This window comes from Streptomyces sp. NPDC001153, from assembly GCF_053598315.1.
Map to the genome: position 1 here is coordinate 63,862 of NZ_JBSFJZ010000046.1, position 26,450 is coordinate 90,311.

22 protein-coding genes and 3 pseudogenes are annotated in these 26,450 nt (G+C 69.9%); 11 read left to right on the top strand and 14 right to left on the bottom strand.

All coding sequences use genetic code 11. From position 1 onward, the window contains the following. Positions 1-494: 494 nt before the first annotated feature. From ACWDEN_RS38405 to ACWDEN_RS38415, 3 genes are all read right to left on the bottom strand, one after another. Positions 495-1,919, bottom strand: a complete 1,425-nt coding sequence (locus ACWDEN_RS38405; RefSeq protein WP_450862552.1) for a M1 family metallopeptidase — start codon at positions 1,917-1,919, stop codon at positions 495-497. After that, positions 1,916-5,872, bottom strand: a complete 3,957-nt coding sequence (locus ACWDEN_RS38410; protein ID WP_450862554.1) for a Pls/PosA family non-ribosomal peptide synthetase — start codon at positions 5,870-5,872, stop codon at positions 1,916-1,918. The genes ACWDEN_RS38405 and ACWDEN_RS38410 overlap by 4 nt, the downstream gene beginning before the upstream one ends. 183 nt (positions 5,873-6,055) lie before the next feature. Continuing rightward, complete coding sequence (locus tag ACWDEN_RS38415; RefSeq protein WP_450862556.1) at positions 6,056-6,877, bottom strand: polysaccharide deacetylase family protein; 822 nt, start codon at positions 6,875-6,877, stop codon at positions 6,056-6,058. 526 nt (positions 6,878-7,403) lie between these two features. Between ACWDEN_RS38415 and ACWDEN_RS38420 the strand changes: the two genes are divergently transcribed. Continuing rightward, positions 7,404-8,378: a magnesium transporter CorA family protein gene (locus ACWDEN_RS38420; RefSeq protein WP_351615367.1), complete on the top strand. Its 975-nt coding sequence runs from the start codon at positions 7,404-7,406 to the stop codon at positions 8,376-8,378. A gap of 251 nt (positions 8,379-8,629) precedes the next feature. Here ACWDEN_RS38420 and ACWDEN_RS38425 read toward each other — a convergent pair whose 3' ends face one another. Together ACWDEN_RS38425 and ACWDEN_RS38430 are read right to left on the bottom strand one after the other, a co-directional pair. Further along, positions 8,630-9,133 (bottom strand): NUDIX hydrolase, encoded by a 504-nt coding sequence (locus ACWDEN_RS38425; protein ID WP_450862559.1) that lies wholly within the window; start codon positions 9,131-9,133, stop codon positions 8,630-8,632. A 311-nt stretch (positions 9,134-9,444) separates the two neighbouring features. Further along, positions 9,445-9,864 carry a ribonuclease domain-containing protein gene (locus ACWDEN_RS38430; RefSeq protein ID WP_351615362.1) on the bottom strand — a complete coding sequence of 140 codons (420 nt, stop codon included), beginning with the start codon at positions 9,862-9,864 and terminating at the stop codon, positions 9,445-9,447. 158 nt (positions 9,865-10,022) lie between these two features. Between ACWDEN_RS38430 and ACWDEN_RS38435 the strand changes: the two genes are divergently transcribed. From ACWDEN_RS38435 to ACWDEN_RS38445, 3 genes and pseudogenes are all read left to right on the top strand, one after another. Further along, complete coding sequence (locus ACWDEN_RS38435; protein WP_450862561.1) at positions 10,023-10,337, top strand: Gfo/Idh/MocA family oxidoreductase; 315 nt, start codon at positions 10,023-10,025, stop codon at positions 10,335-10,337. A 95-nt stretch (positions 10,338-10,432) separates the two neighbouring features. After that, positions 10,433-10,507, top strand: a pseudogene (locus ACWDEN_RS38440) (hypothetical protein); the annotation flags it as partial. A gap of 95 nt (positions 10,508-10,602) precedes the next feature. Next, positions 10,603-10,803 (top strand): hypothetical protein, encoded by a 201-nt coding sequence (locus tag ACWDEN_RS38445; RefSeq protein ID WP_450862589.1) that lies wholly within the window; start codon positions 10,603-10,605, stop codon positions 10,801-10,803. A gap of 64 nt (positions 10,804-10,867) precedes the next feature. Here the strand turns inward: ACWDEN_RS38445 and ACWDEN_RS38450 are convergent. Together ACWDEN_RS38450 and ACWDEN_RS38455 are read right to left on the bottom strand one after the other, a co-directional pair. Then, positions 10,868-11,692: pseudogene (locus ACWDEN_RS38450) on the bottom strand (RNA repair domain-containing protein); the annotation flags it as partial. Positions 11,693-11,867: 175 nt separating this feature from the next. Beyond that, positions 11,868-12,755: a squalene/phytoene synthase family protein gene (locus ACWDEN_RS38455; protein WP_450862563.1), complete on the bottom strand. Its 888-nt coding sequence runs from the start codon at positions 12,753-12,755 to the stop codon at positions 11,868-11,870. Between the two features lie 1,009 nt (positions 12,756-13,764). Between ACWDEN_RS38455 and ACWDEN_RS38460 the strand changes: the two genes are divergently transcribed. Beyond that, entirely contained in the window at positions 13,765-14,421 is a 657-nt protein-coding gene (locus ACWDEN_RS38460; RefSeq protein WP_450862565.1) for a pyridoxamine 5'-phosphate oxidase family protein, read from the top strand. A gap of 189 nt (positions 14,422-14,610) precedes the next feature. On the opposite strand, the gene ACWDEN_RS38465 is transcribed toward ACWDEN_RS38460, so the two are convergent. After that, positions 14,611-15,810, bottom strand: a complete 1,200-nt coding sequence (locus ACWDEN_RS38465) for a cytochrome P450 family protein (RefSeq protein ID WP_351615349.1) — start codon at positions 15,808-15,810, stop codon at positions 14,611-14,613. 333 nt (positions 15,811-16,143) lie between these two features. Here ACWDEN_RS38465 and ACWDEN_RS38470 point away from each other — a divergent pair, with 333 nt between their 5' ends. Together ACWDEN_RS38470 and ACWDEN_RS38475 are read left to right on the top strand one after the other, a co-directional pair. Further along, entirely contained in the window at positions 16,144-16,995 is an 852-nt protein-coding gene (locus ACWDEN_RS38470) for an SDR family NAD(P)-dependent oxidoreductase (protein ID WP_450862588.1), read from the top strand. Positions 16,996-17,471: 476 nt separating this feature from the next. Further along, entirely contained in the window at positions 17,472-17,897 is a 426-nt protein-coding gene (locus ACWDEN_RS38475) for a hypothetical protein (RefSeq protein ID WP_450862567.1), read from the top strand. Between the two features lie 78 nt (positions 17,898-17,975). Here ACWDEN_RS38475 and ACWDEN_RS38480 read toward each other — a convergent pair whose 3' ends face one another. Continuing rightward, on the bottom strand, positions 17,976-18,830 hold the full coding sequence (locus tag ACWDEN_RS38480; RefSeq protein ID WP_450862569.1) for a DUF2127 domain-containing protein: 855 nt from the start codon (positions 18,828-18,830) through the stop codon (positions 17,976-17,978). A 340-nt stretch (positions 18,831-19,170) separates the two neighbouring features. On the opposite strand from ACWDEN_RS38480, the gene ACWDEN_RS38485 reads away from it, so the two are divergent. The 4 genes from ACWDEN_RS38485 to ACWDEN_RS38500 all read left to right on the top strand — a co-directional run bounded on the left by ACWDEN_RS38485 (position 19,171) and on the right by ACWDEN_RS38500 (position 22,685). Continuing rightward, a complete protein-coding gene (locus ACWDEN_RS38485) occupies positions 19,171-20,049 on the top strand; it encodes a YihY/virulence factor BrkB family protein (protein WP_351615334.1) in 879 nt (292 codons plus the stop codon). Between the two features lie 255 nt (positions 20,050-20,304). After that, a complete protein-coding gene (locus tag ACWDEN_RS38490) occupies positions 20,305-20,736 on the top strand; it encodes an SHOCT domain-containing protein (RefSeq protein WP_450862571.1) in 432 nt (143 codons plus the stop codon). A 67-nt stretch (positions 20,737-20,803) separates the two neighbouring features. Next, positions 20,804-21,232, top strand: a complete 429-nt coding sequence (locus ACWDEN_RS38495) for a DUF7144 family membrane protein (protein ID WP_351615331.1) — start codon at positions 20,804-20,806, stop codon at positions 21,230-21,232. Between the two features lie 124 nt (positions 21,233-21,356). Next, complete coding sequence (locus ACWDEN_RS38500) at positions 21,357-22,685, top strand: diacylglycerol/lipid kinase family protein (protein WP_450862573.1); 1,329 nt, start codon at positions 21,357-21,359, stop codon at positions 22,683-22,685. Positions 22,686-22,719: 34 nt separating this feature from the next. Here ACWDEN_RS38500 and ACWDEN_RS38505 read toward each other — a convergent pair. The 5 genes and pseudogenes from ACWDEN_RS38505 to ACWDEN_RS38525 form a co-directional block, all read right to left on the bottom strand. After that, positions 22,720-23,208, bottom strand: a pseudogene (locus ACWDEN_RS38505) (STAS domain-containing protein); the annotation flags it as partial. Beyond that, entirely contained in the window at positions 23,205-23,516 is a 312-nt protein-coding gene (locus ACWDEN_RS38510; protein ID WP_450862575.1) for a hypothetical protein, read from the bottom strand. The pseudogene ACWDEN_RS38505 and the gene ACWDEN_RS38510, both read right to left, overlap by 4 nt. Positions 23,517-23,686: 170 nt before the next feature. Continuing rightward, positions 23,687-24,628: an FRG domain-containing protein gene (locus tag ACWDEN_RS38515; RefSeq protein WP_450862577.1), complete on the bottom strand. Its 942-nt coding sequence runs from the start codon at positions 24,626-24,628 to the stop codon at positions 23,687-23,689. A 219-nt stretch (positions 24,629-24,847) separates the two neighbouring features. Then, on the bottom strand, positions 24,848-25,369 hold the full coding sequence (locus tag ACWDEN_RS38520) for a hypothetical protein (protein WP_450862579.1): 522 nt from the start codon (positions 25,367-25,369) through the stop codon (positions 24,848-24,850). Between the two features lie 362 nt (positions 25,370-25,731). Further along, the coding region (locus ACWDEN_RS38525) for a hypothetical protein (protein ID WP_450862581.1) at positions 25,732-26,450 on the bottom strand (719 nt) is incomplete at its 5' end.

Genomic DNA, 26,450 nt, shown 5'->3' on the forward strand with positions numbered 1-26,450 from the left:
AGGGGAACGGGACAGGGAAGCGTGCTGGGACCCCCGTCCCCTCGTGGCGGCAACAGCCAGCTTTGGCATCACAAGCATGGCGGCCACCCTGCCCTCCGGCTCTGGCGTCTTTCGGCGGTGGCATCGCCACCCGGACGGCGGCATGGGCTGGTGTCGCTCGCCCTGTGTCTGCCACGCCGCGGCACCGCGGGGTGACCTTCGACGGCCGCCGGTGAAGCGGCACGCCCCCCGACTGCGGCTGGAGCGCCGCCCGCCGGAGGCGCCCTGACGGCCGGGGCGGCCCTCGCTCCGGCGGGTTTCAGCTCCGCCCGTCTCCCGGATCCGGCGGGGGGAGGGGCGGCAGGCGGGTGTCGTAGAGCCAGGCACGCAGCAGGGGTTCCACCGCCCTCGGCATGGTCCGGCCGCCGGTGAAGCGGCGCGGCCCCCGACTGCGGCTGGAGCGCCGCCCGCCGGAGGCGCCCTGACGGCCGGGGCGGCCCTCGCTCCGGCGGGTTTCAGCTCCGCCCGTCTCCCGGATCCGGCGGGGGGAGGGGCGGCAGGCGGGTGTCGTAGAGCCAGGCACGCAGCAGGGGTTCCACCGCCCTCGGCATGGTCCGGCCGGCGTGGGCGACGAAGGCCGCGGTGTCGGCGCTTTCGCCGCGGTGGGCGTGGTGCCAGCCGCGCAGCATGGCGAAGAAGCGGTCGTCGCCCATCGTCAGTCGCAGCGCGTGCAGCGTGCACGCCCCCCGGTTGTACACCCGGTCGTCGAAGATGCGGTCGGGGCCGGGGTCGGCGATCCGCAGCCCCTTGCCCTGCCGGGCGAGGGTGTGCCAGGCCGCGCGGGCGATGGTGTCGGCGGAGTCCTCGCCGAGGTGTTCCGACCACAGCCATTCCCCATAGGTGGCGAAACCCTCGTTGAGCCAGATGTCCCGCCAGTCGCGCAGGCTGACGCTGTTGCCGTACCACTGGTGGACGAGTTCGTGGGCGACCAGCGTCTCCCAGGTGCGCTCGCCGTCGATGTGGTTGCGGCCGAAGACGGACGCCGTCTGGTTCTCCACCGGCTGGTCCAGGTCGGCGTCCACCACGACGGCGCCGTACGTCTCGAAGGGGTACGGCCCGAACCAGGTGGTGAACGCCTCGAACATCTCGGGCTGGCGGCCCAGATCATGCCGGGCCCGGCCGGACAGGTGGACGGGGTAGACGTTGCGGCCGTTGATCGGGCGGCCGGTCGCACTGTCCGTGGCCTTCCACGTCTCGTGCGCGAAGCGGCCGGTGTACAGCGCGGCGAGGTAGGGGGCCATGGGACCCCGATGGTGGTACGTCCAGCACTCCGTGGTGTCCGAGTTGTGCCGCTCCAGCAGGGCTCCGTTGGCGAGCGCCTGGTGACCGCGGGGCACGGTCACCCGGAAGGTGAACTCGGCCTTGTCGTCCGGGCGGTCGTTGCACGGGAACCATGACGGGGCGCCCAGCGGCTGGGCGGCCACCAGGGTGCCGCCGTGTGCGTCGCCCGTGCGGTCCCAGCCGATCTGCCCGAACGGCGTGCGTACCGGGCCGGGCCGGCCGCCGTAGCCGATCTCCAGGGTGAAGGGCGTGCCCGCCGGGATCGGGCGCGGCGCGGGCAGCAGCAGTTTGTGCCCCTTCCGGCCGGGCCGTACGGCGGCCCCGTCGACCAGCGCCTCGTGCACGGAGAGCCTCGCCAGGTCGAGGCGGACCTGACGCAGCGACCGCTCGGCCACCGCGCGGATGTGCGCCCGGCCCTCCAGCCTGCCCGCGGCCGGGTCGTAGGCCAGGTGGAGGTCGTAGGCGAGCGTGCGGTGGTCGTAGCTGCCATGGCCGGCGAAGTAGCGTTCGGCCGGCTTCGGGAGGGCGTCCGCGGCCATCGCCGCCAGCGGGGCGAGCGCCGCGCCCCGGACCAGCGCGCGCCGGCTGCACCAGGTCATGCCGTCTCCTCTTCGGGGAGCCGGGCGGCGGGGCCGGCCGCGGGGACGCCGGCGATGGGGTTGCCGGCCCAACGGGTCCCGTCGGGCACCGTCTCCCCGCGCATCACGAGAGAGGCCGCGGCGATGGACGCGCCGGTGCCGATCCTGGTGCCGGGCAGGGCGATGCTGTGCGGGCCCAAAGAGGCGCCGGCGGCCAGGCACACGGTGTCCATCCGCATGATCCGGTCGTGGAAGAGGTGGGTCTGCAGCACGCAGCCACGGTTGACGGTGGCGCCGTCGCCGATGCTGACCAGATCCGTCTCCGGCAGCCAGTACGTGTCGCACCACACCCCGCGTCCGATGTGCGCACCGAGGCTGCGCAGCCACCAGTTCACCACGGGGGTACCCAGGTGCGCGCCGATACCCCAGGGCACCGCCAACACCTCCACGAACGTGTCGAACAACTCGTTGCGCCACACGAACGACGACCACAGGGGCCGCTCGACCGGCCGGAACCGGCCCACGAGCAGCCACTTGGCGGCGGTCGTGGTCAGGCAGGCCGCCAGGGACGCGGCAAGGAGCAGCGGGACGCCCGCGAGGGCCGCCAGGGTCAGGCCGCCCAGGTCCAGGGCCTCCTGCTGGGCCAGCAGCAGCCCCTCGGCCAGCAGCGTGCCGAGGATCACCGGCAGCACGCGGCACGCCTCGACGGCCGCGCGGGCCGCCACCAGCCGCCGGGGCGGGGCGAACGTCCGCGTCGCGTCGCCGGTCTCGGCCACGCGGGGCAGCGGCATCGACGGCCGTCCGATCCAGGACGTCCCGGGTTCCCCCTGCGCCGGTGCGTCGGACAGCACACCCACCAGGGTGTGGTCGGCGACCTCACGGCCGGGGCCGACGATGCCGGAGTTGCCGATGAAGGCCCGCTTGCCGATCCGCACGGTTCCCAACCGCATCCAGCCGCCGCGCAGTTCGAACGGCGCCATGAGCGTGTCGTCGGCGAGGAACGCCCCGTCCTCGACCTCGAGCAGCGACGGCAGCGGCAGCACGGTCGAGATCTCGGCGCCGCGGCCGACCCGGGCGCCGAGGAGGCGCAGCCAGGCCGGTGTGGCGAGGCTCGCGTAGAGCGGGAACAGGGTGCCGCGAGCGCCGTCGAGCAGCCGCGTCACCAGCCACGCCCGCCAGGCCACGCCCCCGTCGGCGCGGTGCAGGCCGGGCGTGATCCCGCGGCCCAGCAGGCGCACGGTGAGCGCGGTGAGGAGCATGCCGCACACGGTGGTCAGCACGGCGAACAGGGGTGCGGCGGCGAGCAGCCGCCAGGCCGCCCCGGACAGCGTGGCCGTACCGCGCACCAGCAGCCAGGTGACGGCCAGCGCCGGGGCGGCGGCCAGCAGCGACAGCAGCGGCATCAGGGTGAGGGACAGCGCGTAGGCGAGATGCCAGCGGCGCCGGCGGTCCGTCGGCGGGGCGGGCCGGCCCGGGGCCGCGAGGTGTTCGGTGGCTGCGGCCGGCCGGGCGGGGGAGCCGGTCCACACCTGGCCGTCGGGGATCCGGCCGTCCAGGCAGCCACCGGCGGCGAGTTCCGCACCGTGCCCGAGGACCGCGCCCGGCAGCAGGGTGCTGCGGTGTCCCACCCGGGCGTCCGCGCCGACGACGACCCTGCCGACCCGCAGCGTGTCGCCGTCGAGCCACCAGCCCGCGATGTCCGCCTCCGGTTCGACGCTGCATCCGTCGCCCAGCTCGGCCAGGCCCGTCACCGGGGGCATGGCGTGCAGCCGTATGTCCCGCCCGGTGCGGCAGCCGAGGATCCGGGCGTACAGCGCGGCCCACGGGGTGCCGAGCAGGGATGGCACGCCGAACGCCGCGACCGCACGTTCCGCGCTCCACAGGCGCAGGTGGACGGCGCCGCCACGCGGGTGGGTGCCCGGAGTGATCGAGCCGGCCAGCGCGCGGGCGAGGGCCGCCCCGAGCAGGCAGCGTACGGGCGCGCTGAACAGCAGCACCCACCCGGCCAGGACCAGCCACCACGAGGTGTGCGGCGCCCACTGGTGCGGGGCGACCCAGCCGAGGACGTCGTCGGCCGCGGCCAGCCCGATCAGGCCCCGCAGCCCGGTGACGCCGTAACCGGCCAGGGAGACGAGGAACTGCACCACGGCGGTCCGCCGGGGCACCGGCCGGACGGGGCGCACCGGCTCGGCGGCGCCGGCCAGGGAGTCGAGATGGTCGGCCATGCTCTGCAGCACCGGGTGCCGGTAGAGGTCGGCGACCGACAGGCCCGGATGGTCCGGGCGCAGCATCGAGGCCATCCGGGCGGCGGTCAGGCTGGTGCCGCCCAGCTGGACGAAGTCGCTGTCCGGGCCGGGCCGCAGGCCCAGCAACTCCTCCCAGACGTCCGCCAGCCGGGCGGCGGTGCCCTGCAGCCGGTGGGCCGCCTCGCCGCTCGGTCCGCCGCCGGCCAGCGGCACCGGCCAGGGCAGCGCCTTGCGGTCCACCTTCCCGGACACCCGCGTGGGCAGGTCCGCCACCTCGGCCAGCACCGGAACCAGCGGTGCGGGCAGCCGCTCGCCCAGCAGGGCCCTGGCCTTGTCGGCGTCGAAGGCCGAGCAGCCGTCGACGGTCTCCTGCGCGACGATGTAGCCGACCAGCACCTGGGCGCCGGCCGCGGTGGACTGCACGGCCGCCGCCGCGCCGCGCACCCCGGGCAGGGCGAGCAGGGCCGTGTCGATCTCGCCGAGTTCGACACGGCGTCCGCCGAGCTTGACCTGGTCGTCGGCGCGACCGAGGAACACCAGTCCCTCGGCGTCGGCGCGCACCAGGTCGCCCGAGCGGTAGGCGCGCGGGGAGTTCAGCGCCGGGCACGGCCGGAAGCGTTCGGCGTCCTTGACGGGGTCGAGGTAGCGGGCGGTTCCGGCGCCGGCGATGACCAGTTCGCCCTGCTCGCCGTACGCGACCGGCTCACCGGCCTCGTCCACCACCGCCAACTCCCAGCCGGCGAGCGGCAGTCCGATGCGCACCGGCTGTCCGGGCTCCAACAGGGCGGCGCAGGCCACGACGGTGGTCTCCGTGGGGCCGTAGGTGTTCCACATCTCCCGGCCGGGGCGGGCGAACCGTTCGACGAGGCCGGGCGGGCAGGCCTCGCCGCCCAGGATCAACAGCCGTACCCGCCGCAGCGCCTCCTCCGGCCACATCGCCAGCAGGGTGGGCACGGTGGAGACGGCGGTGATGCCGCGGGCGTCCAGCCACGGGCCGAGTTCGTGCCCGGCGCGCACCAGGGCCCGTTCGGCCGGCACCAGGCAGGCGCCGGAGCGCCAGGCCAGCCACATCTCCTCGCAGGAGGCGTCGAAGGCGACCGACAGGCCCGCCAGGACGCGGTCGCCGGGGCCGAGCGGTCGGTCGGCGAGGAACAGCGCGGCCTCGGCGTCGACGAAGGCCGCGGCGGAGCGGTGGGTGACGGCCACGCCCTTGGGCGCACCGGTCGAGCCGGAGGTGAAGATGATCCAGGCGTCGTCGGCGGGGGCGGGCGCGGTGCCCGCGGCCCCGGACGCCGGTACCAGGTCGGCGGGTTGCGGATGCGGCCCGAGAACGTGGCAGACGCCCGCCTCGCGGAAGACGGTCGCGGCACGTTCCTCGGGGTCGTCGGCGTCGACCGGGACGTACGCCGCGCCGCAGTGCAGGACCGCGAGGATCGACAGGTACAGCTCCGCGGTGCCCGACGGCACCCGTACGCCCACCCGGTCGCCGGGGCCGATGCCCCGCTCGGTGAGCCGCAGCGCGCGGGTGCGGGCCTCGGCGCACAGCTCCCGGTAGGACAGCACCTGGCCGCCCGTGTCCAGGGCGGGTGCGTCCGGGTGCCGGGCGGCGGTCGCCGCCAGGACGTCGACGAGGGTGCGGGGCGGCGCGGCCGCCGCGGAGCGGAAGAGGGCCCGGTTTTCCGGGGTTCCGGGGGAGGGGGGTGACGTATCGAGTGCGGTCGAGGTCAAGGTCGTGCCTCTGAGCTTCCCATGTGCGACGGGCCGGTAGGCCCTTTACGGCCTGTCAGACATCCTTCGCCGCATGGCGCGTTCACCAACTCGGTGCAATTGATTCACAACCTGCCCATGGGGGGAAATTGGCGAATCAAATACCAGAATTCACCTGCCGTACTCCGGCGTGGTCCGGCCGCCTCACCGCACCGGGAAGCCGAAGACGTAGCCCTGCTCCTTCAGCCGGGGCAGGAGCGCGGCGAGCGCGGCCACGGTCTGCGACCGGTCCCCGCCGCCGTCGTGGAAGAGGATCGTCGGGCCGTTGCGCAGTTCCCGTTCCACGGTGCTGAGGATCGTCCGCACCCCGGGCCGCCGGTAGTCCTCCGTATCTATGTTCCAGCCGAGCGGGCGCATCCCCAGTGACGCGGCGATCTGGCGGCTGTACGGGGTGAAGGCGCCACCGGGCGCGCGGTAGTACAACGGCTTCACCCCGCCGGACGCGTGCTCGATCATGCGCTCCGCGTCGACGACTTCACCGCGCTGGTAGGAGGCCGGCTTGCGGTCCATCGCCGTGTCGTGGTGGACGCTGTGGTCGCACAGCCGGTGCCCGTCGGCGACGATCTGCCGCACCACGTCGGGATGCCTGGCCGCGTTCGGCCCGATCATGCAGAAGACCGCCTTGACGCCGTTGTCGCGGAGCACCTTCAGCACACGCGGTGTCCATACCGGATCGGGGCCGTCGTCGATGGTGATGTTGACGGCGTGCGCCCCCCGGTCCGAGGCGTGGGCAATGTCCATGCTCACCACCGGGGCGGGCAGGTGCGGATCGGGCACGGACTTCTGGTCCGCCGGCGGCTGCTCGGAGGTGTAGAGCGGCGGCGACGGCGAGGCGGCCGCCCGCCCCCGGCCGTCCGGCCGGTCGTCCGCCGTACTGCCCGTGTGACCGCCCCATATCGGGCCCAGTACCGCGGCGACGACCACCGTGGTGGCCGCCACGAGCACCGCCCGGGTTCCTTCCCGCACCTCGTGCCGCCCCCTGTTCGTGTCCTGAGTGTTCCTGCGTTCCTGTCCCCCCGGCACCGGATGGGAGGGCGGGATCCATTGCGGCCCGCTCGGCTCGGTGCGGCGCTCATCCGGCAGGGACCTGTCGTCAGTTCACGGACGAGCATAGCTTGCCAGGTTGCGCAACTATGCAACCAGGGGGCCACAGATCCTGGGCAGTGCCTGTGGCGGACTGGGCATCAACTTACCGCCCGATCGGGAGGAGCAGCCCTCGGTGCCGGGCGGGTCGCTGGGCGTGGCGTGCGGGACACGACGGAGGGTGAAGCGGAATGGCCCGCTTGCGCACGGAGGGTTTTGGCCACTTCGCGCCCGGCGATCCCGCCGCCGTCCTGTTACCGCATTGATGTCGCGGATCCGGCGGGGCGACCGGCAGGTGAGGTCTCACTGACGGCTCCGTCACCTGGGTATCCCGACGCCGCGGGATCACCCGTGGGCGGAAAGAGGCGCACAGGGGGCTTCTTACCGAGGTGGCTTACGGTGCGTCGCCATGACTCGTACACGGCTCTACCGCAACGGCTCCCTGATCCTGGAGGACTTTCCGACCGCTGACATCTCGGAATACGTGAACGATCCGGACGTGGCGGTCTGGCTCGACCTGTGCGATCCGTGCTCCGCCGACTTCGCGATGATCAGCGAGGAGTTCGGTCTGCACGAACTCGCGGTGGAGGACGCGCGTCACGAGCATCAGCGGCCAAAGCTGGACCGCTACCGCACCCATGCCTTCCTCAGCGCCTACGCCATCAGCACGGACGAGACCGGCGGGCAGCTCACCGTAAGTGAACTGTCGGTATTCATAACGCCCACAGCGTTGATCACCATCCGCCCCGACCACCGGTTCGACATCGAGAAGGTCGTCGAACGCTGGGACAACAACGGCGATCTCGCCAAGTACGGAGTGGGATTCCTGCTGCACGGACTGCTGGACCACATCGTCGACGGGCATTTCGCCGCCGTACAGGACCTCGACGAACGTATCGAAGCGGTGGAGGATCTGCTTTTCGACGAGGGGCGCCAGCAGATGGACTCCGTCCAGCGGGACTCCTACGCGCTGCGCAAGAACCTCACCAGGCTGCGCCGCGTGGTGTTGCCGATGCGGGAGGTCGTCAATAGCCTCCTCCGGCGTGACCTGCACATCGTCGCCGAGCCCTTGCTTCCCTATTACCAGGACGTGTACGACCACGTCCTCAGGGCCACCGAGTGGACCGAGTCACTGCGGGACATGATCACGTCCATCATGGAGACCAATCTGACCGTTCAGGGCAATCGCATGAACCTGATCATGAAGAAGGTCACCAGCTGGGCGTCGATAGTGGCCGTGCCCACAGCCGTCACCGGTTTCTACGGACAGAACGTTCCGTATCCGGGCGTCAACACCCACGTCGGCTTCCTCACTTCCACCGGTGTCATAGTCGTCGCGTCCGTGCTGCTCTACTGGGTCTTCAAACGTAAAGACTGGATATGACCCCGTGCCTGTCCGGCGTGAACTGCACGCGCGCGCGGCAGGAGCGCGGCCGAGGCCCTGCTCGACGGCCGGATGGCACGTGGTCGACCTGCGCTCGCCGCCCGGTGCGGGCCATGGCAGGGACGCTGCGAGGGGCGCGGTGCCGTTGACGCGTGCGTCGTAGGCGGGCGCCGTCGCCGTCGCGCTGAAGTCTCGCTCGCCGGTGGTCCAGTTGTAGATCGTGTCCTTCATGGAGTGGCCACTGTCTGGCCTCACCACCGGGCGACGAGTGTCTCCTCCTTGCCCCGGTTGCGGTACAGCCAGGTGGTCCCCGGCGCGATGGTCCCGGTCAGATAGCCGACGATCGGCTCCCGCTGCGTCGCGCTGTCCAGCTCGCCGAGCAGCCTCATGGCGTCGGGCAAGGGGAAGAAGGCGGCCTGTTCGATGTCGTCATCCTGCGGCGCGAGGTCCCCTGACCACTCGTCGATCTCGAAGGCAGCGGCCAACGCCGAAGGGTGCCGCTCGGAGTCGATGTGCATGAGGAATGCGGTCCGCACCGGGTCGCCCACCAGCAGTCCGGTCTCCTCCTGCAGCTCGCGCCGGAGAGCTTCGTGCATGAGCTCGCCGTCCTTGACCCCGCCACCGGGGAGGGACCAGAGCATGTCGCCGGCGGTGCCGAGACTCTCTCGCACGAGCAGGATCTCGTTGCCTCTGCGGATGATGCCGATGACCAACTGCACCCGGGGTGCTGGGGCTTTCGAATCCTCCGCCGTCATGCCGCAGATCGTACGTGCACCACCATTGATCATCGTGAGGTGGGTGGACGGGCGTTGCGCTTCGGGCGATCGCCGGCGTCCGTTTCGCCACGGTCGGGTAAGCCAGTCGCAGGAGCACGATGGGCCACCGTGCCGAGTTGATCGCCAGGTGTGCGCGTACCGATTCGAGCGTCCGTGCTCGAGATCCTGTAGGGGGGCGCCTGCCCATGAGCGAGGGGCGGCCCCAGGAGGGACCGCCCCTGATGGAACCTCAGCTCACGGCACTCGCCCGCACATTCGGGCAGGCCGGTGGTTGACGTCCTGTGGCAGTGTCAGAGCTGGTAGAAGTCGGTGTAGTGGTTGGGCGAGTACCAGACCACGCCGGTGTTGGAGTCGACGACGATCCGGTAGGCGTCCCGATGGGCGCCGCAGGCGCGGGGGTAGACGTCGTACTCGTAGAAGGTGTCCCCGGAAGGCAACTGCCCGTCGTTGTTGTAGAACTCGCCGCCCGCGTAGCTGCACTCACCGTCCGGCCAGTCGTACCAGCCCCGAGCGGTCGGGTAGCCGAGGTCGGACCAGGTCGAGTTCGCCGAGGCTGCGTCGGAGCATCCGCCGATGCTGCAGGAGCTGTAGACCGCCGCGTTCGCGGCAGGGCTGTTGACGGCGGACACACTGAGCACGGACGCGATGGCGGCGATCAGCACCGCGAACCGCTTGGCCCAGGACAGCTGGGGACGTCGCAGAGTCAGCAAGGAACCCTCCAAGTGAAAGCATGCATGGACATGACACTCTGGGGGCCTTGTGTGACGACCGGGTGTATCGCCGGTTGCGGGGGAGAGGCAATTGCCTTTGAAGCGGGCGACCGCCATCGGGTGGACCGCATTGCGCGTCGTCGCTGATCCTGGGCCTGGTGAGCAGCCCGGCATGGGTGTCGACCACCGCCGAATCAAGTGGTGCTCGGCCAGTCGATTTCACGGGGTGCGGCCGCGCCGCCGCCGAGACGAGCCGGCCGTACGGCTGCCGGCCGGTCAGCGGCTACGCCGAACTGCTCGCTCTGGCCGAGGTGGACGCGGTCTGCATAGTGCTGCCCGCCGCGCTGCATGCCGAGTGGGTGGCCGCGGCGTTGCGCGCGGGGGAGCGTGTGCCGGCCGAGAAGCCGCTCACCACCGAGGCCGGCCGGACCCGGGAGCTGGTCGAGTCGGCCGAGCGGCGCGGCCGGTGCTGACGGAGAACGTGACGTTCGTCCATCATCCCCGGCACGAGTCGGTCCGGCGGCTGGTGGCCGACGGTGCCATCGGCGAACCGCGCTCCTTCCGCGCGGTGTTCACCATCGCGGCACTGCCGGCCGGCGACATCCGGCACCGTCCCGAACTCCGCGGCGGTGCGCTGTCGGATGTCGGTGTCCACCCGCTGCGGGCGGCCCTGCACTTTCTGGGGGACCGGCTTCGGGTGGTTGGGGGCCGCCCTGGAGACCGCTGCCGGGCCGGCAGGTGGAGACAGGCGGTGCGGTACTGCTGCGCACACCCGAAGGCGCCGTCGCACAGCTCGAGTTCGGCATGGAGCACGCCTACCCGTCCAGTGACGAACTGGTCGGCAGCCTCGGCCGGATCAGCGTGGAACGCGCCTTCACCCTGGCCCTGATGGTGTCCCGCCCCTTGCGCCCCCATCGTTATGGCCTCACCTGTCGCTGATCGCGGAGAGCCATGCTGTGTCCTCCGGGCCAGGTGCTTCGAGGCCGCGTGCGGTCAGCCGGCGGACCTCGCCCGTGCGCAGGGCGACCGTGGCCCGTGGCCGCATCGGCCCGTGACCCCTGCGTGAGAGCAGGACGAGTTCCCAGACCGTCGCCGTCATGGCCTCGAGCCGGGCGGCGCAATCGGCGCTGACTCGCCGCGGATCCCGGGTCCGGCCCAGGGGCATATGGGGGGTGAAGTTCTCGGCGAGCCCATGACAGCGCGGGAACCGCTGCCGCAGTTCGCGGTGCAGGTCCGCCCACGGCGCCTCCCCGGCCGCCGCCGGGTCGAGCCACACGGTGCAGTACGCCCCCTGCTGGAAGGTCCGCACCCCGTCCAGCCGGGCGGTGAAGACCGGCGTCCGGGCCGTCGCCGCGGCGAGCAGCGGGACGGCCCGCTCGAAGTCGGACTCCGGCACGAAGCCGAAGAGGACATCGACGTGCGGCGGCCAGCGCTGGAACTGCGGATCGTAATCCCGGCGGATGTCCTGGATCGCCGGCCACAGCTCCGCCGGCGGGATCCAGGCCACCGCCGTACGGGCCGTCGGGGACAAGCCGAGGACGCCGACGCGTTCTCCCCTGCCGAAGCGCGGGTCCGCTTGCGGGTTCCGCACCCGGCCGGCACCCGACGCGTCGATACGGTCCACCCCCGTGGCCCGGTCCCAGACCACCTCACCGTCCGCCTCGATGAACATCACCCGGTGCCACGGGATGTCGCCCCCGGGTACGAAGGAAGGCAGCGCGAGGCGTTTGCAGGCACCCCCGCGCTGGCTGATCCCCAGCACGAACCGGGCCGGGTCGAACCGCCGGTCCCAGCGGACCCGGTGATAGATCTCGTCGCTGGTGCGCATCACGCCTCCTCTCCCGCCGTCACAACCCCCTCCTCCAGGGTGCGCCCACCCTGTCCTCAACGATGACTCCTCGCTTACCGCGACCTGTCGGGTACGGACTGTGAGCGAGCAGGCGTGTGCCGAGGCGGGTCGTCTCGTCGGGGTCGGCCCGGCACGTTCACCGGGGCCGATCCGGTCAGTACGGGCGCGCGAGAACGCGTAGCGTCCTGCCCAGCGGCGGGTTCGCGGAACCGCGCAGTACCCCGGCGCCGCGTGCGAGCACGGCTTCCGCGGTGAGCAGTTCGATCTCCACCAGCGCTCCTGCGAGCCTTCGGGCGTCCGGCGCGGTCACCGCCGGGAGCTCCCGTGCGGTCAGCAAGGCGGCGCGTGCGGTGGTGACCTGATCGGCTATCAGCTCGTCCAGGGCCGAACCGCCGGCACCGGCGGCCATGCCGTCCAGGGTGACCCCGAACCGTTCCATCGTGTCGACCGGAATGCCCACGCGTCCTTCCCGCGCGTCCTCGGCGAGGTCGTTGACGAAGTCGAGCCGCTGACTGCCCTCGATGAAAGTCCGGCATGCGGTCCGGTACCGCAGATCGTCGCCTTCCGGCGCGAGCAGTCCCGCGACGAGCATGAAGGCGGGGTACGAGTAGGCGTCCACATATGCCTGGTAGTCGGCCTCGGTGGCGAAGCCCGAGAAATACAGTTCGGCCGTGGCGGTGTCCAGGTACGTCTCCACGATCTCGCGCAGCTGCGGATGGGCGGCCACGGTGTGCACGAGTGCACGGAGCAGCGGGTTGTCACCGGTCCCCGTCCGCAACGCCTCACGCACCTGCCGCTCCCAGACCGCCCACGCCGTCTCGCGCTGCGGCAGGGGCCCGGTGTCCAGGAGGTTGTCCCCGTGGTGCATCACGGCGGTTGCCGCCACCACATGCGGCAGCAACGGCGGTGGCAGCAGCAGCCTGGCCGCCAGGTACGCGGTGCGCCGGAAGCGTCGTACCAGCTGCCGCTGACGGTTGTAGTCCACACGCAACCCCGGCTCCCGGACACCGGCCGCGTCCAGGCTCTTCGTCCACCCTCGCATGGGCCGATCGTAGGGCGTGTACGCGTCACCTCGGCACCGTCCGAAGACCGCCTCGGAGAAGGTTGCCGGGCGGGTCGTAGCTCGCTGCGCAGAGGACCAGGTTCACGGCGTTGGCGCGGGCGGGGTCGAGTGCACGGTGTCGTGGGGGCGCGGACCCGGCGGCACCCGAGCAGTCCGCCCCGACCTCCGGTACGGCGATTACGGCGATTCGTGACCGACCGCAGGGAACCGTGATCTTCCCGGCTGCGGACAGTGCCGTATGAATCGGGGGTTTGCGGATGCGCCGGGGGCGGCCCCTTGTGCATCCATCGCCGCCCGGTATGGTCTGAGACCGGCTCGGCCAGGCGGTCGCGCGCTGTTGAACCGTGAGGATGTGTCAGTCTGGGGCGGAAACTCGGCCCGTGTGGCTCGGACTTCCGGCTGTCTGTCCGCGGAGGTGGCATGGAGCGACAGGCTGCTCACCGGGTGAACCGGGGCCTCCGCTTCCATACCGGCCGACGCCGGCGGCGACGGCTACGGCGGAGTCGGGGCCTGATCCACAGCGGGGCCGGCAGCCTTGCGCGGGTCGGCATCCCTCCCTGCGGTCACGGCACGACTCCGTCGTAGGACTGGCCGCGGTCACGCCCGGCCACGGCACCAGCGCCCGAAGGAGACACAGAGGAACGTGGACGGTCACCTGAACCTGGACGGGCACCCCGGCCGGAACCGGAACGAAGACCCGGGCCGAGAGCCTGTCCCGGACCCTGCCCCGGAGCGGCGTGGTGGGACGGCGTCGGACCCCGAGGGGAGGGCTGCGGCGCGCCCCGGAGTGGACACCGGGCCGGCGCAGGCCGGGCAGGACGGCGAAGGGGCGGCCGCGTCCGGGGCCGAAGGCGGCGGCTCGGTCCGTGACGGTGACGGCGCTCCGATCCAGCACCAGCGGGTCCACGTACCGGAGGCTCGCCGCGTCCGGCCCTCCTCCCACCGCGACCGCCCGGGCAGTGACGGTGAGCACGGGCTTCAGGAGCGCATGGGCACCACGGACCGTGCCGCCAAGTTCTACGACGAGCAGGTGCTCGACCGGCTCAACCCCCGGATGCGGGAGTTCGTGGCGCGGCAGGAGATGTTCTTCCTCGCCACCTCCGACCGCCACGGGGAGTGCGACAACACCTTCCGGGCCGGCCCTGCCGGCTTCGTCCAGGTCTTCGACGACAGGACGCTGGCCTACCCCGAGTACCGCGGCAACGGCGTCCTCGCCAGCCTCGGCAACATCCAGGAGAATCCGCACGTCGGCATTCTCATGATCGACTTCCTTCGGGACCGGATCGGCCTCCACGTCAACGGCCGGGCCCGTGTCCTCTCCGACGAAGAGATGCGCCGCGAACGCCCGGACCTGCCGGTCGACCCCGCGCCCGGCCGCCGGGCCCGGGTGTGGGTGGAGGTCATGGTGGAGGAGGCGTACATCCACTGCGCCAAGCACATCCCGCATCTTCGGAAGGTGCCAGCACGTGGGGACCGCGCGTGGGGCACGGACGACTCCAAGCGCAAGGGCGGTGACTTCTTCGGCGCGGCGGCCGAGGCAGCCGACCGCGCTCCGGACGAGCCCCCGCGCCGCGAGGCCGGCGACCCCCCGTCAGGGGCATCGGCCCCGCCGCACGCCGCCCGGCCGGCCGGAAGGGCCTGGTGACCGGAGTCGCCCGTGCGCGATCACGACCGTGTCGTCGGATCCCCTCGGACACGGGGTTGCCCCACGGCGCCCCGCTTCTTAGGCGTTGGGGGGTGCGGCCGGGCTCGGGGTGGGCGGCGCTGGTGTGGCCGCCGCGGCTCCGTCAGCCGGACGGTGGCAGGTTCTCCTGGCGGGTACGCACGTGCGAGGTCAGGGCTTCCACCGCACCGGCAGCTGACGCGGGCCCCGGATGAGCATGCCGTGGCGCCAGGTCAGGGCGGCCGGGTGGGCGTCGAGCGCGAGGTCGGGGCAGCGCTCCAGCAGGGCACGGATCGCGATGCGAGCCTCCAGGCGGGCGAGCGGCGCGCCGAGGCAGTAGTGGATGCCGTGACCGAAGGCGACATGGCCACCCGCGGGCCGCCGGATGTCGAAGCGGCCGGGGTCGGGGAAGCGCGCCGGGTCATGGTTTGCGTCGGCCAGGGCCACGAGGACCAGCTCACCACCGCCGGGGATGACCGTGGTGCCGATCTCGAGCGGTTCGGTGGTGAACCTGAACGTCGGCGTCTCCACCGGCCCGTCGTAGCGCAGCATCTCCTCCACCGCGTTGTCGATGAGCGTCATGTCCTCGCGCAGTGCGGCGAGTTGGTCCGGATGGGTCAGCAGGGCCAATACGCCGTTGGAGATCAGGTTGACCGTGGTCTCATGCCCCGCGACCAGCAGAAGCCAGGCGGTACCGCGCAGTTCGTCCACGGACAGCCGGTCGCCGTCCTCGTCCGTGGTGCGGATCAGGGCGCTCATCAGGTCCTGGCCCGGGGCCCGGCGCTTGCGCTCCAACAAGTCGACGAGATACGCGGCCGCCGCATTCGTCGCCGCCAGCCGCGCCCCCGGGTCGGGGTCGGTGAGGATCGTGCAGGTCCAGGCGCGGAACGCGGCCCGGTCGAGCATCGGCACACCGAGCAGCTCGCAGATCACCGAGATCGGAAGCGGGAACGAGAGTGCCTCGACGAGATCGCCCCGCCCTTCCGGAAGCGTCACCATCTCGTCGAGCAACTCGTCGGTGATCTGCCGTACCCGCGGCGAGAGCTGCTCGATCCGGCGCGGAGTGAACTCGCGGACGACCAGCTTGCGGAGCCGCTCATGGTCAGGCGGATCGGAGTTGAGCATGTGGGGGCCCGCAGATGGACTGGGGATCGGAAAGGAGGGCGAGGCGTTCTCCCACCGCTTGGACAAGCGCGGATCCACCAGCGCGGCCCGGCCGGCCTCGTACCCGACTACGAGCCAGGCCTCCGTACCCTCAGGAATCCGCACCTTGTGCACGGGGCCGCGCTCCCGCAGCGCTGCGTACACCGGATATGGGTCGCGGACGAAGTCCTCGCCCATCGCGACCAGATCGATCACCTCGGCTGCCATCGCCTGCCCCCGTCCGCCGGTTCGCCCGACGCTAGCAGCGGGCGGTGCCTCGGCGAAGGGTGCATTCAGCCGAATCGGGCGGCGCCCTGGTGAGCGAACACGCCGAACTGCGACGGCACATGCGCCATCAGCCCCACCATCAGCCGAAGACGGGCACATGGCGGATGCCCCGTTCGAGGCGGCCGGTGAGACCCGTCGGAGGAATGTGCGGAGGCGGTCCTGGACTACGTGGTGCAAGCTTCGAAGAGCGGGCGGCACCTCACAGGTGGGCTGTGGTGTGAGGTCCGCGGCGCCTCAGCCTGCCCTGGGCGGGATGACCTGTGAAGGGTGATCATGAGTGTGAGGGATCCGGACGCCGGGCACGCGGAAGCCGGGGATCAGGACGTTACGGCGGCAGGCGTCGGCGTCGGCGTCGGCGTCGCCGATGGCGACGGCGATGCGCCATTGGCGGGATGTGCGGCGCTGGTGACGGGCGCGTCCAGCGGCATCGGTGCGGCCACCGCCTTGTCGCTTGCGCGGCAGGGCGCCGCTGTGGCAGTGGTCGCCCGCCGTACGGGGCGGCTGGAGGACCTGGCCACGGTGATCCGTGATCGGGGCGGCGCGTGCAGCGTTCTCACCGCTGACCTCGGCGACGCGACGCAGGCGCGTCGGGCCGTCGAGGACGCCGTGGAGTGCTTCACGCGGTTGGACGTGCTCGTGAACAACGCCGGTTACGTGGCCATGGGCACCATCGGGGAGGGCGACCCCGCAGAGTGGGAGCGGATGGTCGATCTCAACTTCAAGGCTGTCCTGCACCTGTCGCAGGCAGCGTTGCCCCATCTGCTCCGCGCGGCGGCGAACGGCCCGCGCGGGGTCGCTGATCTCGTGAACGTCAGCTCGGTCGGGGGCCGGGTGGTGCGAAGGAACAACGGTGTCTATTCGGCGACCAAGCACGCGGTGGGCGCGTTCAGCGAAGCCCTGCGTCAGGAGGTGACGGGACGGGGCGTCCGGGTGGGCCTGATCGAGCCGGGCATGACGGTGACGGAGATGGCGACCGGCCCCGGGGCCGCCGCCGCCCGTGGCATGCCGCAGAACGTGTGGCTGGAAGCCGAAGACATCGCCCGTGCCATCACCTTCATGACCACTCAGCCCCCGCATGTCGCAGTCAACGAGATCATGGTCCGCCCCACGGCCCAGGAACACTGACCGTCGGCCCACTGGGGACGCCCACGACGATGTGTCGCCCCAGCGCCGGTCGCGGATCTGCCGGAAACCCGGCCCCTGGAGCCAGAGCAGTTCGTGCAGGTCGTGCTCGCAGCGCGGTTGAGGCTGGTGGGGGTACATCGGGGCACGCGCGCCAGGTCTGCAGGTACGACCGTCACGCTCGGTCTGGACCAGGCAGTCCACGCCCCGACCATCGTGGCGGTGACGACACCTCCGCCTTCGAGATCGCGCTGTCCGCCCGCGCGCCTCGACCGGGTTCCACGGCTCGACCAGCAGGGTGATGAGGCGTCAAGCTTTGCGGCCGCCTTCGCCTGGCGGGCGATAATTCTGGATGGGGCAGGTATGTCGTAAATCCGCAACAGCGTCGGCTGGGCGCAACCTGGCGGTCGGCCGGCTCATCTGGCTGAGCAGCGAGGCGCACCCGGCGCCTTGGGTGGAGACCCACGGGAGGGAAGCCCATGACCAGGACGAGAGGGACCGGGATGAAGAGGCGTGGCGGAAGCCTGGCCCTGGCCGGTGCGCTGGGGGCGGCGTCGTTGGCTCTGGCCGCCGTTCCTGCGTACGCCAAGGGCGAAGTGGATGTCACGGCGCCGCACACGGCGCATGTCGGCAAGACCTTCACGGTCACGGCGCACGGGGACGACGATGCCGTCCGCTACTTGCGGATATGCCTGCAACAGCGCAGCGGCGGGCACACATGGCGCCAGGTGGCCTGCGGTGCCGTAGTCGCCAGTGGCACGGAGGCGCGGGCCGCCGCGCACGTGAAGGATGCGGGGCGCGGCCCGGTGGATTTCCGCGCGGTGATGTACGGCCTGACCGGCCCGCGTGATCACCACCCGGTGCGCCAGCGTACGTCTGACCCGGTGACGGTGCACGTCCGCTGAGCCGTCGGCGCGGCCGCGGACAGCCGGCACCACGCGTCCGCGGCCGCCTCGTCGGCTCGGGCCAGGAAGGCCGTGCGGTCACCGTGACGGTCCCGGCAGAACCCGCTCCAGGGCTTCCCAGCTGGTGTCGCGGGCCTTTTGTGCCGCTTCGGCTCTTCCACCGCCACGCAGGCCGAACAGGCGTTTGGCGATGAGGAGATAGACACTGATCGCCACATTGATGGCCAGGGTGAGAATCTTGGCCGGCGTGACACGCCCTTCGGCCAGCTCGTAGATCTCTGGAACGAGCAGTACGGTCGTGGCCACGAACGTCAGGTACTCCGCCCAGCGCTTGGTCAGCCACAGTCCGATCGCCTCGATGCCTTCGAGTACCGCGTAGGCGCCGAGGACGAGCCCCACTGCCCACAAGGTCGACGAACGGGCGGCGAAAGCCTTGTCGAGCTCGCCCAGCAGCCCTCGCCCGGACCTTCCGGTGGGCCCGCCGACGCCGTTCTGCAGCACGTCCATCGTCCGGTAGAACGCCCCGCTGAGCCGTCGGCGTTCGTGGGCGAAGCCCAGTACGGCGGTCGAGAGCACGCCGAGTACCAGAAAGTGAACCACACGGTCGAGCGCGATCAGCCGCAGCACGTAACGGTCACGCAGAGGCCTGCCACGCAGCGGAATCTCCACCTCCGCGCGCCCGGGTGGAAACTCCCGGTCCGGGTGATCCGCCGGCCGTACCGGGAGCCAGGCGTCACAGCGCAGACACCGGTGCCAGTGAAGTCCGTCCCCGAAGTCCCTGACCAGGACTCCGTCCTCGGGACGCACCTGGGCCGCGTTCGTGCCCTCCAGGTGATGGCCGCGCCGCGCGCACCCAAGAAGCTCGTACCAGAACAGCCGGCGTCGCTTGGAGCCGATGCCCGGGGGCGGACCCATACCGATGTCTTCGGTCATGGTCCGTATCGTCATGCCGCCGGAGGCGTCTGCGCAGCCCACGTGGCCGTGACCCACCCTCCTTTTTTCGACAGCACGGCCAACCGCTCAGCTGCGAGTGGGCGCGGCACATCACTCCATGCAGGGCGGGTAAACGGGCTGAGGGCGCGTCAATCACGGATATGGAAGGACGGGCCCACGAATATGTCGGACAGGACCGCCGACGCGGATTGACTCCCCCGAGCGGCATCCGGACGAAGGCAGGCGGCAGGGAGCCGGACATCCGGCCGCCGTTCTGCGGACCCCGGCCATCAACTGGTGGAGGGCGGCGTGGACAGTGGGTAGCGAGAGCATCCGCGCCATGCGCGAGACCGGCAGCCGGATGGGCCGGTGGTGGGTTGCGCTGCGCCGGACACCCGTGGCGATCTGGAACGACGACGTGACGGACTGGGCCGCCGCTTTGACCTACTACGCGGTCCTGGCCCTGTTCCCCGTGCTGCTGGTGCTTCTCTCGGTGCTGGGGCTCACCATGCCCACGGCGAAACCGGAGGTGATCGACCGGCTCACCCGCGTGGCGCCCGCCGCGTCCCGCAGCTTGCTGCGCAGCGCCCTGGAGCAGATGGCCGGCCAGTCCTCGGCGGCCTGGCTGCTGGTCTTCTTCGGCGCGGCCGGGGCCCTGTGGTCGAGCTCCAGCTATCTGAGTGTCTTTCGCCGGGCCCTGCACGCCATGTATCACGTCAGCTCGCACCGGCCGGTGTGGCGGACGGCCCCACGCATCATCGTCACGGCCGTCGTGCTGATCGCCCTCCTCCTGACCACGACGCTCGCTCTGCTGCTGAGCGGCAGCCTGGTACGTCGGCTGGGCCGAGCACTGGAGATGGGCAGCCTTCCCCAGACCGCATGGGACACCCTGCGCTGGCCCGTTCTGGCAGTGGTGGCCATCGCCCTGGTCCTGGTGCTCTACCGCTCCGGTCCCGCACCGTCGCGTCCGCTGCGAAAGATGGCGCCGGGTGGCGGCCTGGCGATACTGCTCCTGCTGTCGACCTCCCTCGGTTTCACCGTCTATGCCTCTCATGTGAGCACATACCACCGCCTGTACGGCTCCCTGGCCGGTGTCGTGGTCTTCCTCGTCTGGCTGTGGCTGTCCAACCTGGCACTCCTGGCAGGTGCCCAGTTCAACGTCGAGCTCGCGCGGCAGGCCGCCGACGCTCATGCGCGCGGACATCGACAACCCCGATAGCCGGTGCAGGCTGCGCCCGGCGCCGTACGTGGCTGCCCGGCTGTGCCGCGACACAGCTTTCACCGCCCCCCGATGGGTGAAATGACATCCACCGCGCCACCGAAACCCAGGAGGGTGGCTGATCGCACTGGGTGTCACCCGAGTCTGCCGACCCCATGCCACCTCACCCGCTCCGGGTGAGGTGGCATGGCCCTTGACGTGCGCAAGCTGAACGTGGCGGATCCGATGTCAAAGGACCGTAGAGGTGAAACGACCATGAACTCGCACATGTACCTGGCGTACGACTACCCGCTGCTGAGTGCCTTCTGGACGGTCTTCTGGATCGGCCTGTGGGTCTTGTGGTTCTTCGTGCTGTTCAGGATCGTCCTCGACATCTTCCGCGATGACGGTCTGGGGGGCTGGGGGAAGGCCGGCTGGCTCACTTTCGTGATCGTGCTGCCGTTCCTGGGCGTCTTCGTCTATGCCCTCGCTCGTGGCAAGGGCATGGGCCAACGCGAGGTGGCGTACGCGCAGGCGCGGCAGAAGGAGTTCGACACCTACGTCCGCGAGACGGCGGGCGGTGCCCGGTCCAGCAGCGCCGACGAACTGGCGAAGCTGTCCCAGATGCGGGCACACGGCGACATCACGGAGGAGGAGTTCGTCCGAGCGAAGGAGCTTGTCCTGAGCGGTGGCCGTGGTGGTGTCTGACCGCGACACGGTCCCTTTGACACCGTCGGGTCGCGATGGTCCGGCGAACCACACAAGGAGGCAGGTCATGAGTGCGACACATGCAGCCCGCCCGGAATCGGCGAAACAGCAGTGGGCCGGCGGTCTGATGGTGTTCGGCGCCGTCATGCTGATGATCTGCGGAGTACTCGACATCTTCCGCGGCATCATGGGCATCGCCCAGGACAACGTGTTCATCACCACGCACGGATACGTCTTCCAGTACGACCTCACCGGCTGGGGCTGGATCCACGTCGTTCTCGGGGCGGTCGCCGTCGTGGTCAGCCTGGGCCTGTTCCAGTCAGCGACGTGGGCTCGGGTCACCGGCGTGGTCATCGCCGGATTCCTCATCCTCGCCAACTTTCTCTCCCTGCCGTACTACCCGCTGTGGTCGATCGTGTCGATCGCGATCTCCGGATTCGTGATCTGGGCGCTGTGCGTCGTGCGGACCGAAAAACCCCCGGCCGGTTTCCGATAGGGCGACGCGCCCGTTGCGCGGCACACGTCTCGCGGCGTGAGAGGACGGGGAGGCGCTCGACGTGCGACAGGTACGGTGCCGGGACTCGCATGCCGCCGGATCGGCAGCCGGCCGCGGAACGCCCGTGGCGTGGGCCCGGCTGGCCCTCCTCGCCCTCATGGGCAGCGTGCTCGTGCTGCTCGTCACCGCTGGGCTGAAAGGCCTGCTCTGGGTGCTCGCAGCCGTTGCGGGTGCGGCCCTGACGGCCGTCGGCCTGTGGTGGGTACTCGCCCACTCCGGAGCCGTCCGGGCAGCAGGAGCCGTTGTTGCCGTGCTGGTTCCCCTCGCGACGCTCGTCCTGTTCGCCACGCACGGCATGCTGTGGCCTGCCTGCCTGTCCTGGGGCCTGTGGATCCTGGCACTCGTGGCCGCCCGGATCGCGATCACTCCGACGGGACCCTCCGCCGGACGCGGCGACGAGCCCGGGCCGGTGCCGGCGGCGCTGCATCCGTGGGTCGTGATGAACCCGCGCTCCGGCGGGGGCAAGGTGGACCGCTTCCACCTGGTGGAGAAGGCGAGGGCCGCGGGTGCGCGCATCGTCGTGCTGGATCCGGTGCGACACCAGGACGTGGCGGACCTGGCGCGGCGTGCGGTGAGCGAGGGGGCCGATCTGCTGGCGGTGGCCGGCGGGGACGGCACCCAGGCTCTGGTCGCGGAGGTCGCGGCCCGGCATGACGTGCCCTTCATGGTGATCCCGGCCGGAACGCGCAATCACTTCGCCCTCGATCTCGGTCTCGACCGCGACGATCCGGCGGCAGCCCTGGAGGCGTTCACCGATGCCGTCGAGTTCCGCGTCGACCTGGGATTCGCAGCCGACCGGGTGTTCGTCAACAACGCGTCCTTCGGAACGTACGCGGCCGTGGTACGCGAACCCTCCTACCGGGACGCCAAGCTGCGCACGGCACTGGAGGCCCTGCCCGTTCTCCTCACCGGCCCTCAGGCACCACGGCTGCGCATGCGTGCCGGGCACACGCGGATCGAGGGACTGCAGGCCCTGCTCGTCAGCAACAACCCCTACCGACCCGTCGTCGTCGACTCGGCGCATCCCGGGCTCCGGGAGAGCCTGGACTCCGGACGACTGGGGGTGCTGTGCGTGCGCGTCGACACCCCGAGGCGGGCGGCCCGGCTGTCGACCCGGCTCCTGGGTGGCCGGCGGTCATCGGGCGTGACCCGGCTGACGGCCTCCGAAGTGGTCGTCGAGGCCGACACGGACACCCTGCCGGCCGGCATCGACGGCGAGTCCGTCGTACTGCCCGCTCCGGTGGTCTGCCGGGTGGCACACGGGGCCCTGCGGGTGCGTGTCCCACGTCACCGTCCGGGAACGCCGCCGAACAGGCCCCTGGCCGACTGGCGCCGAGTGCTCCGCCTGGCCCTGGCCCGTTCGACGCGGCGGCACGTCCCGGCAGCCGCGTGACCGGCGGCCGGGGCAAGGCGCCCGGGCCGGCTGCCTACCGGTCGTCAGCCGCGGAGGGCGGGGGAGCGGTCCACCGGGCACCGGTGCGCAGGCGGAACGCGCTGACGGCGGCCTCGAGCGTGGAGAAGAAGTGGCTCGGGTCCACCGTCCGGGTGAGTTCGTAAGCCTCGATCTTCCGCCGGACCGGGTCCTTGAGCTCGGCGAACACCAGGTGGACGTGTTCCGCGTTGAGAGTTTCGTCGAGTTCTTCGAGGACATCGGAGGCGGTGGTGTCCACGTCGGTGATCGGCTCGGCCGCTATCACGATCCAGCTCGGCGCGGGGTCGGTCCGGGCCAGCCGCAGTACCTCGTCCCGGAACGTCTTGGCGTTGGCGAAGAACAGCGGTGCGTCGAACCGGTAGATGACCAGGCCGGGCAGTCTCTCGGCGTGCGGGTAGGAGCGGATGTCGTGGAAGCCGTCGAGGTCCGGTACCCGGCCGAGCACCGTGTCGTACGGCCACCAGGCGCGCCGGAAGACGTTCAGTCCACCCGTGATCGCATCACGAAAACTACCCTGACCTGCGGATCTGCCGGACACTGCTCCTGGGTGGCGATGCCCCGTCCACGTCTCGTCCTGATCATGAAAATCCGTCCGGGGTCGTCCGGCCACACGGCCAGCCGCTCACCGGTCTCCTCGTCGGCGAGGGTGACCCGGACGACAGGAATGCTGCCGTACTCGCCGACCCAGCGGGAGAACTTGCGGCGCGCGGTCTCCTCACTCCCCCACCAGCCATGCCGCAGCGGCCGACCCTCACAGGCGAGCAGCAGGTGATAGCAGCCAGGACTGGTCATGTAAGCCGGATTCCTCTATGCCGGCCATGCTCGCGGACGATCGCGCCCTTCCCCTCCAGCTCGACCAACTGGTAGTGGACGGAGGCGCGACTGCTTTCCAGACCACCTAGCCGTCACCCTCGGCCCACCGGGCACCCCATTCCCCAAGGCGCTCGATAGAGCACTCGACCTCAATTCATCCCCATAAGAATGTCCCGAGGACTCAGCCTTCCACTTAACAAATGACCGGTCGTAGCACGTCCAATACCGTCCAATCCCGGAAAGAGCGTACCTGTCGATATCCCCATTGCCTCAAGCGCTTTAAGTGCCCGATCGCGCCATTCTGGACGAAGTCGCATCTTGATCAAGTAGGGGCCAGCCGGAGCCCCCAGCGTCCTGTCGAACATCTCCCGGAACCAATTTTCCGGTAGCTCCCACTTCTCCTTAGTAAACCAAATATCGAGCTCAACGTCGATGTCACCCATTAGCGTAAAAACAGTTTGCTGGGCGCTCATTCGATCATCCTGCTGAAAAGGAATTGTCGGAATTGGGCATTTTGATTTCTTCTCAATAGCTGTCCGGAGGACCTCGTTCTCGAAGTCGTTCTGATAGGTATTTCTATGCGGATATACAGGCATTTCCTGATTATCCTTGCTGTCGAGTTTCTCAATTCCGAGGTGATCCCAAGGATGCGACATTATCCGCCCCGTGTTCGCATGACGCGTATTGACACTGTCGAGTGCAAACAATGCGGAGTCGGAATCATTTGGTTGCTCATATGCAAAATAGAGCGCCACATAGGGTGAGAATGACCAATCGAGCAGCCTCGTGGGGGCTCCGTAGTGTTGCATCAACGCAAGCCACGCCAGGAGGTCATGCTCATCTGGCGTACTACGCAAGAGAGCGCTAGCCCGGTCCATGAAATATCCAATGGCTGAATTTTCTGCCTCTATCCAATCCTTTTTATGCTCACTGTCTATCATCCGGAGCGTCCGACCTAGCTTCGTGAGTATGGGCCACGAGTAATCTCGCTGCCCGCGGAAAATCCATCTCGGCCCAGCCTTATCTAGAGACGCAAGAACATCTTCCCAAGAAGAAAAGACGAAATGGGTACAAACTTCCCTATGACTCATGGCCTTATCCTCTCACCTTGACGAGGAATACCGGTTCCTTGACATCTCTGAGCGTATCCCGTTTTCTGTCGAGTGTGGGTGCAGTGCCCAATTAGCGATTGCCCCATTCTCGATTACTTTATGTGACCTCAGTATGACTTAGCGCCTGGATAGCTCGACCGCTTGCCGATCACTTACAACGGTAACGTCTCGAGCAGCGAGTGGCGCGGTAGAACGTGCTCATCGGGGCATGAATCCGGACTTCTGCTCAGCGAGTGAGTGAAGACGTCCAAGGTAGTCCTGCGCTGCCGGTTCGGAGCTGTATCGGCGCCGCATCTCGGCAGCGAGTTCTCGGCTGGTCATGATGAGCGACGGCACCGATTGCCGGTCACCTTCGAGGGCGCGTTCGCCTATGATGAGCGCCTGTTCCAAGTCGCCCTCACGTGCCGCCGTGACGCCCAGCGTGACGCGGGCTTCAGCGTTGCGCATCGGCGAGCGCTCTGTGCCATCGAAGTCCGTTCCTGCCCTCAGCACCTCTTCGGCGAGTGTGCGCGCTAGCTTGTCCTCACCGAGCAGGCGATAGCAATCCATCGCGTAGAAGTCGAACTTGGCCGGGTCCACCACGAAGTGGTTGTCCAGGTTCTCCGGGTACGGCATTCCTTCGAGCATCCGCCGTCCCTTGTCCAGCGCGACCTCAACTTGCCGGCAGTCTCCGAGCCGAGCCCACGCCTTGGCTTCCTGGGCCGCGAGATGTACAGCCACGCCGTTATGCGGCGCCGTATCGGCTCCGGCCCGCGCCGCTGCGATGACGCCGCGGTAGTCGCCGGTCGTGAGGGCGAACCAAGCCCGCAGGCTGGGCCCCCTCCGGGCCGGCTCGGAACGGCGATGTACAGCTCGTGGAGACCATGCAGAGTGGCATGGAACGCAACCGCGATCTCGCGTGCCTTCTCGTCGTTCTCGATCGCCCACATGGAGATGTGCAGTCCCCCAAGATCACGCACTCAGAGCGTCGTTGACCTGCGAGAATGCAACGTTTCACGGCGGATCGGTGTTCAGCCGTCCAGGCCTCGTCCAGAGAAGCTCTCACTTTCGCCACGCCGGGCGCCTACTCTGTCGCTTCTGGGTCACTGAGAGTTGTAGGCCTTGACGCTCACTGCCGGGCCGTCGAAGTACCTGGCGACCGCGCGGGCGGCGTCGCCGGTGACCTTGACGACTGCCGTACCGTCAGCTGGGACTCGGACCAGCCCTCCGATGGGAGTGACGGAGATCGCTTGCTGCGTCTCGCCCTTAGCCGGCTGGTCGTAAACCAGGTAGGCGATGCGCACCGCAACCGCGAAGGCGTCCGAGTTCGTCACGCGCACGGCCGTGAAGCGGGAAAACTTGCTCACAGCGCCTCCAGCAGCGTCCAGCGGCTGGGTGGTCGCCGGGTGGATGTTGGCCCGAACCTTGGCGGTGGCCAGGTGAGCAACGGTGACGCGAACGTCGTAAACCTGGTGCTCGCCGGATCCCGAGAAGCGCAAGATGTCGTAACCCCACCCGTAAGGAACCACCAAACGGCCGCTGTCGCTGCCGTAGACGGTTCGGACCTGCACTCCTGGTAGCCGGTGACCGCGCCGGTCAAGCGCAGTGAACTCCAATACAGGGACGACCGAGTCCCTGTTGGCGTTCTTGATGGACACTGTCTGGCTGATGTAGTTGTCGCCGCTTTCCCGGTGATATGTGAACGTCAGCGCGTTCTTGTCCGGCTCGGGTCTGCTGCAGTTTCGGGTGACAGGTTGGGTCACGCGGCTCGGAGGGCCGGTGTGGTCATGACGGTCTCGTATTCGACGGGGGTCAGGCGGCC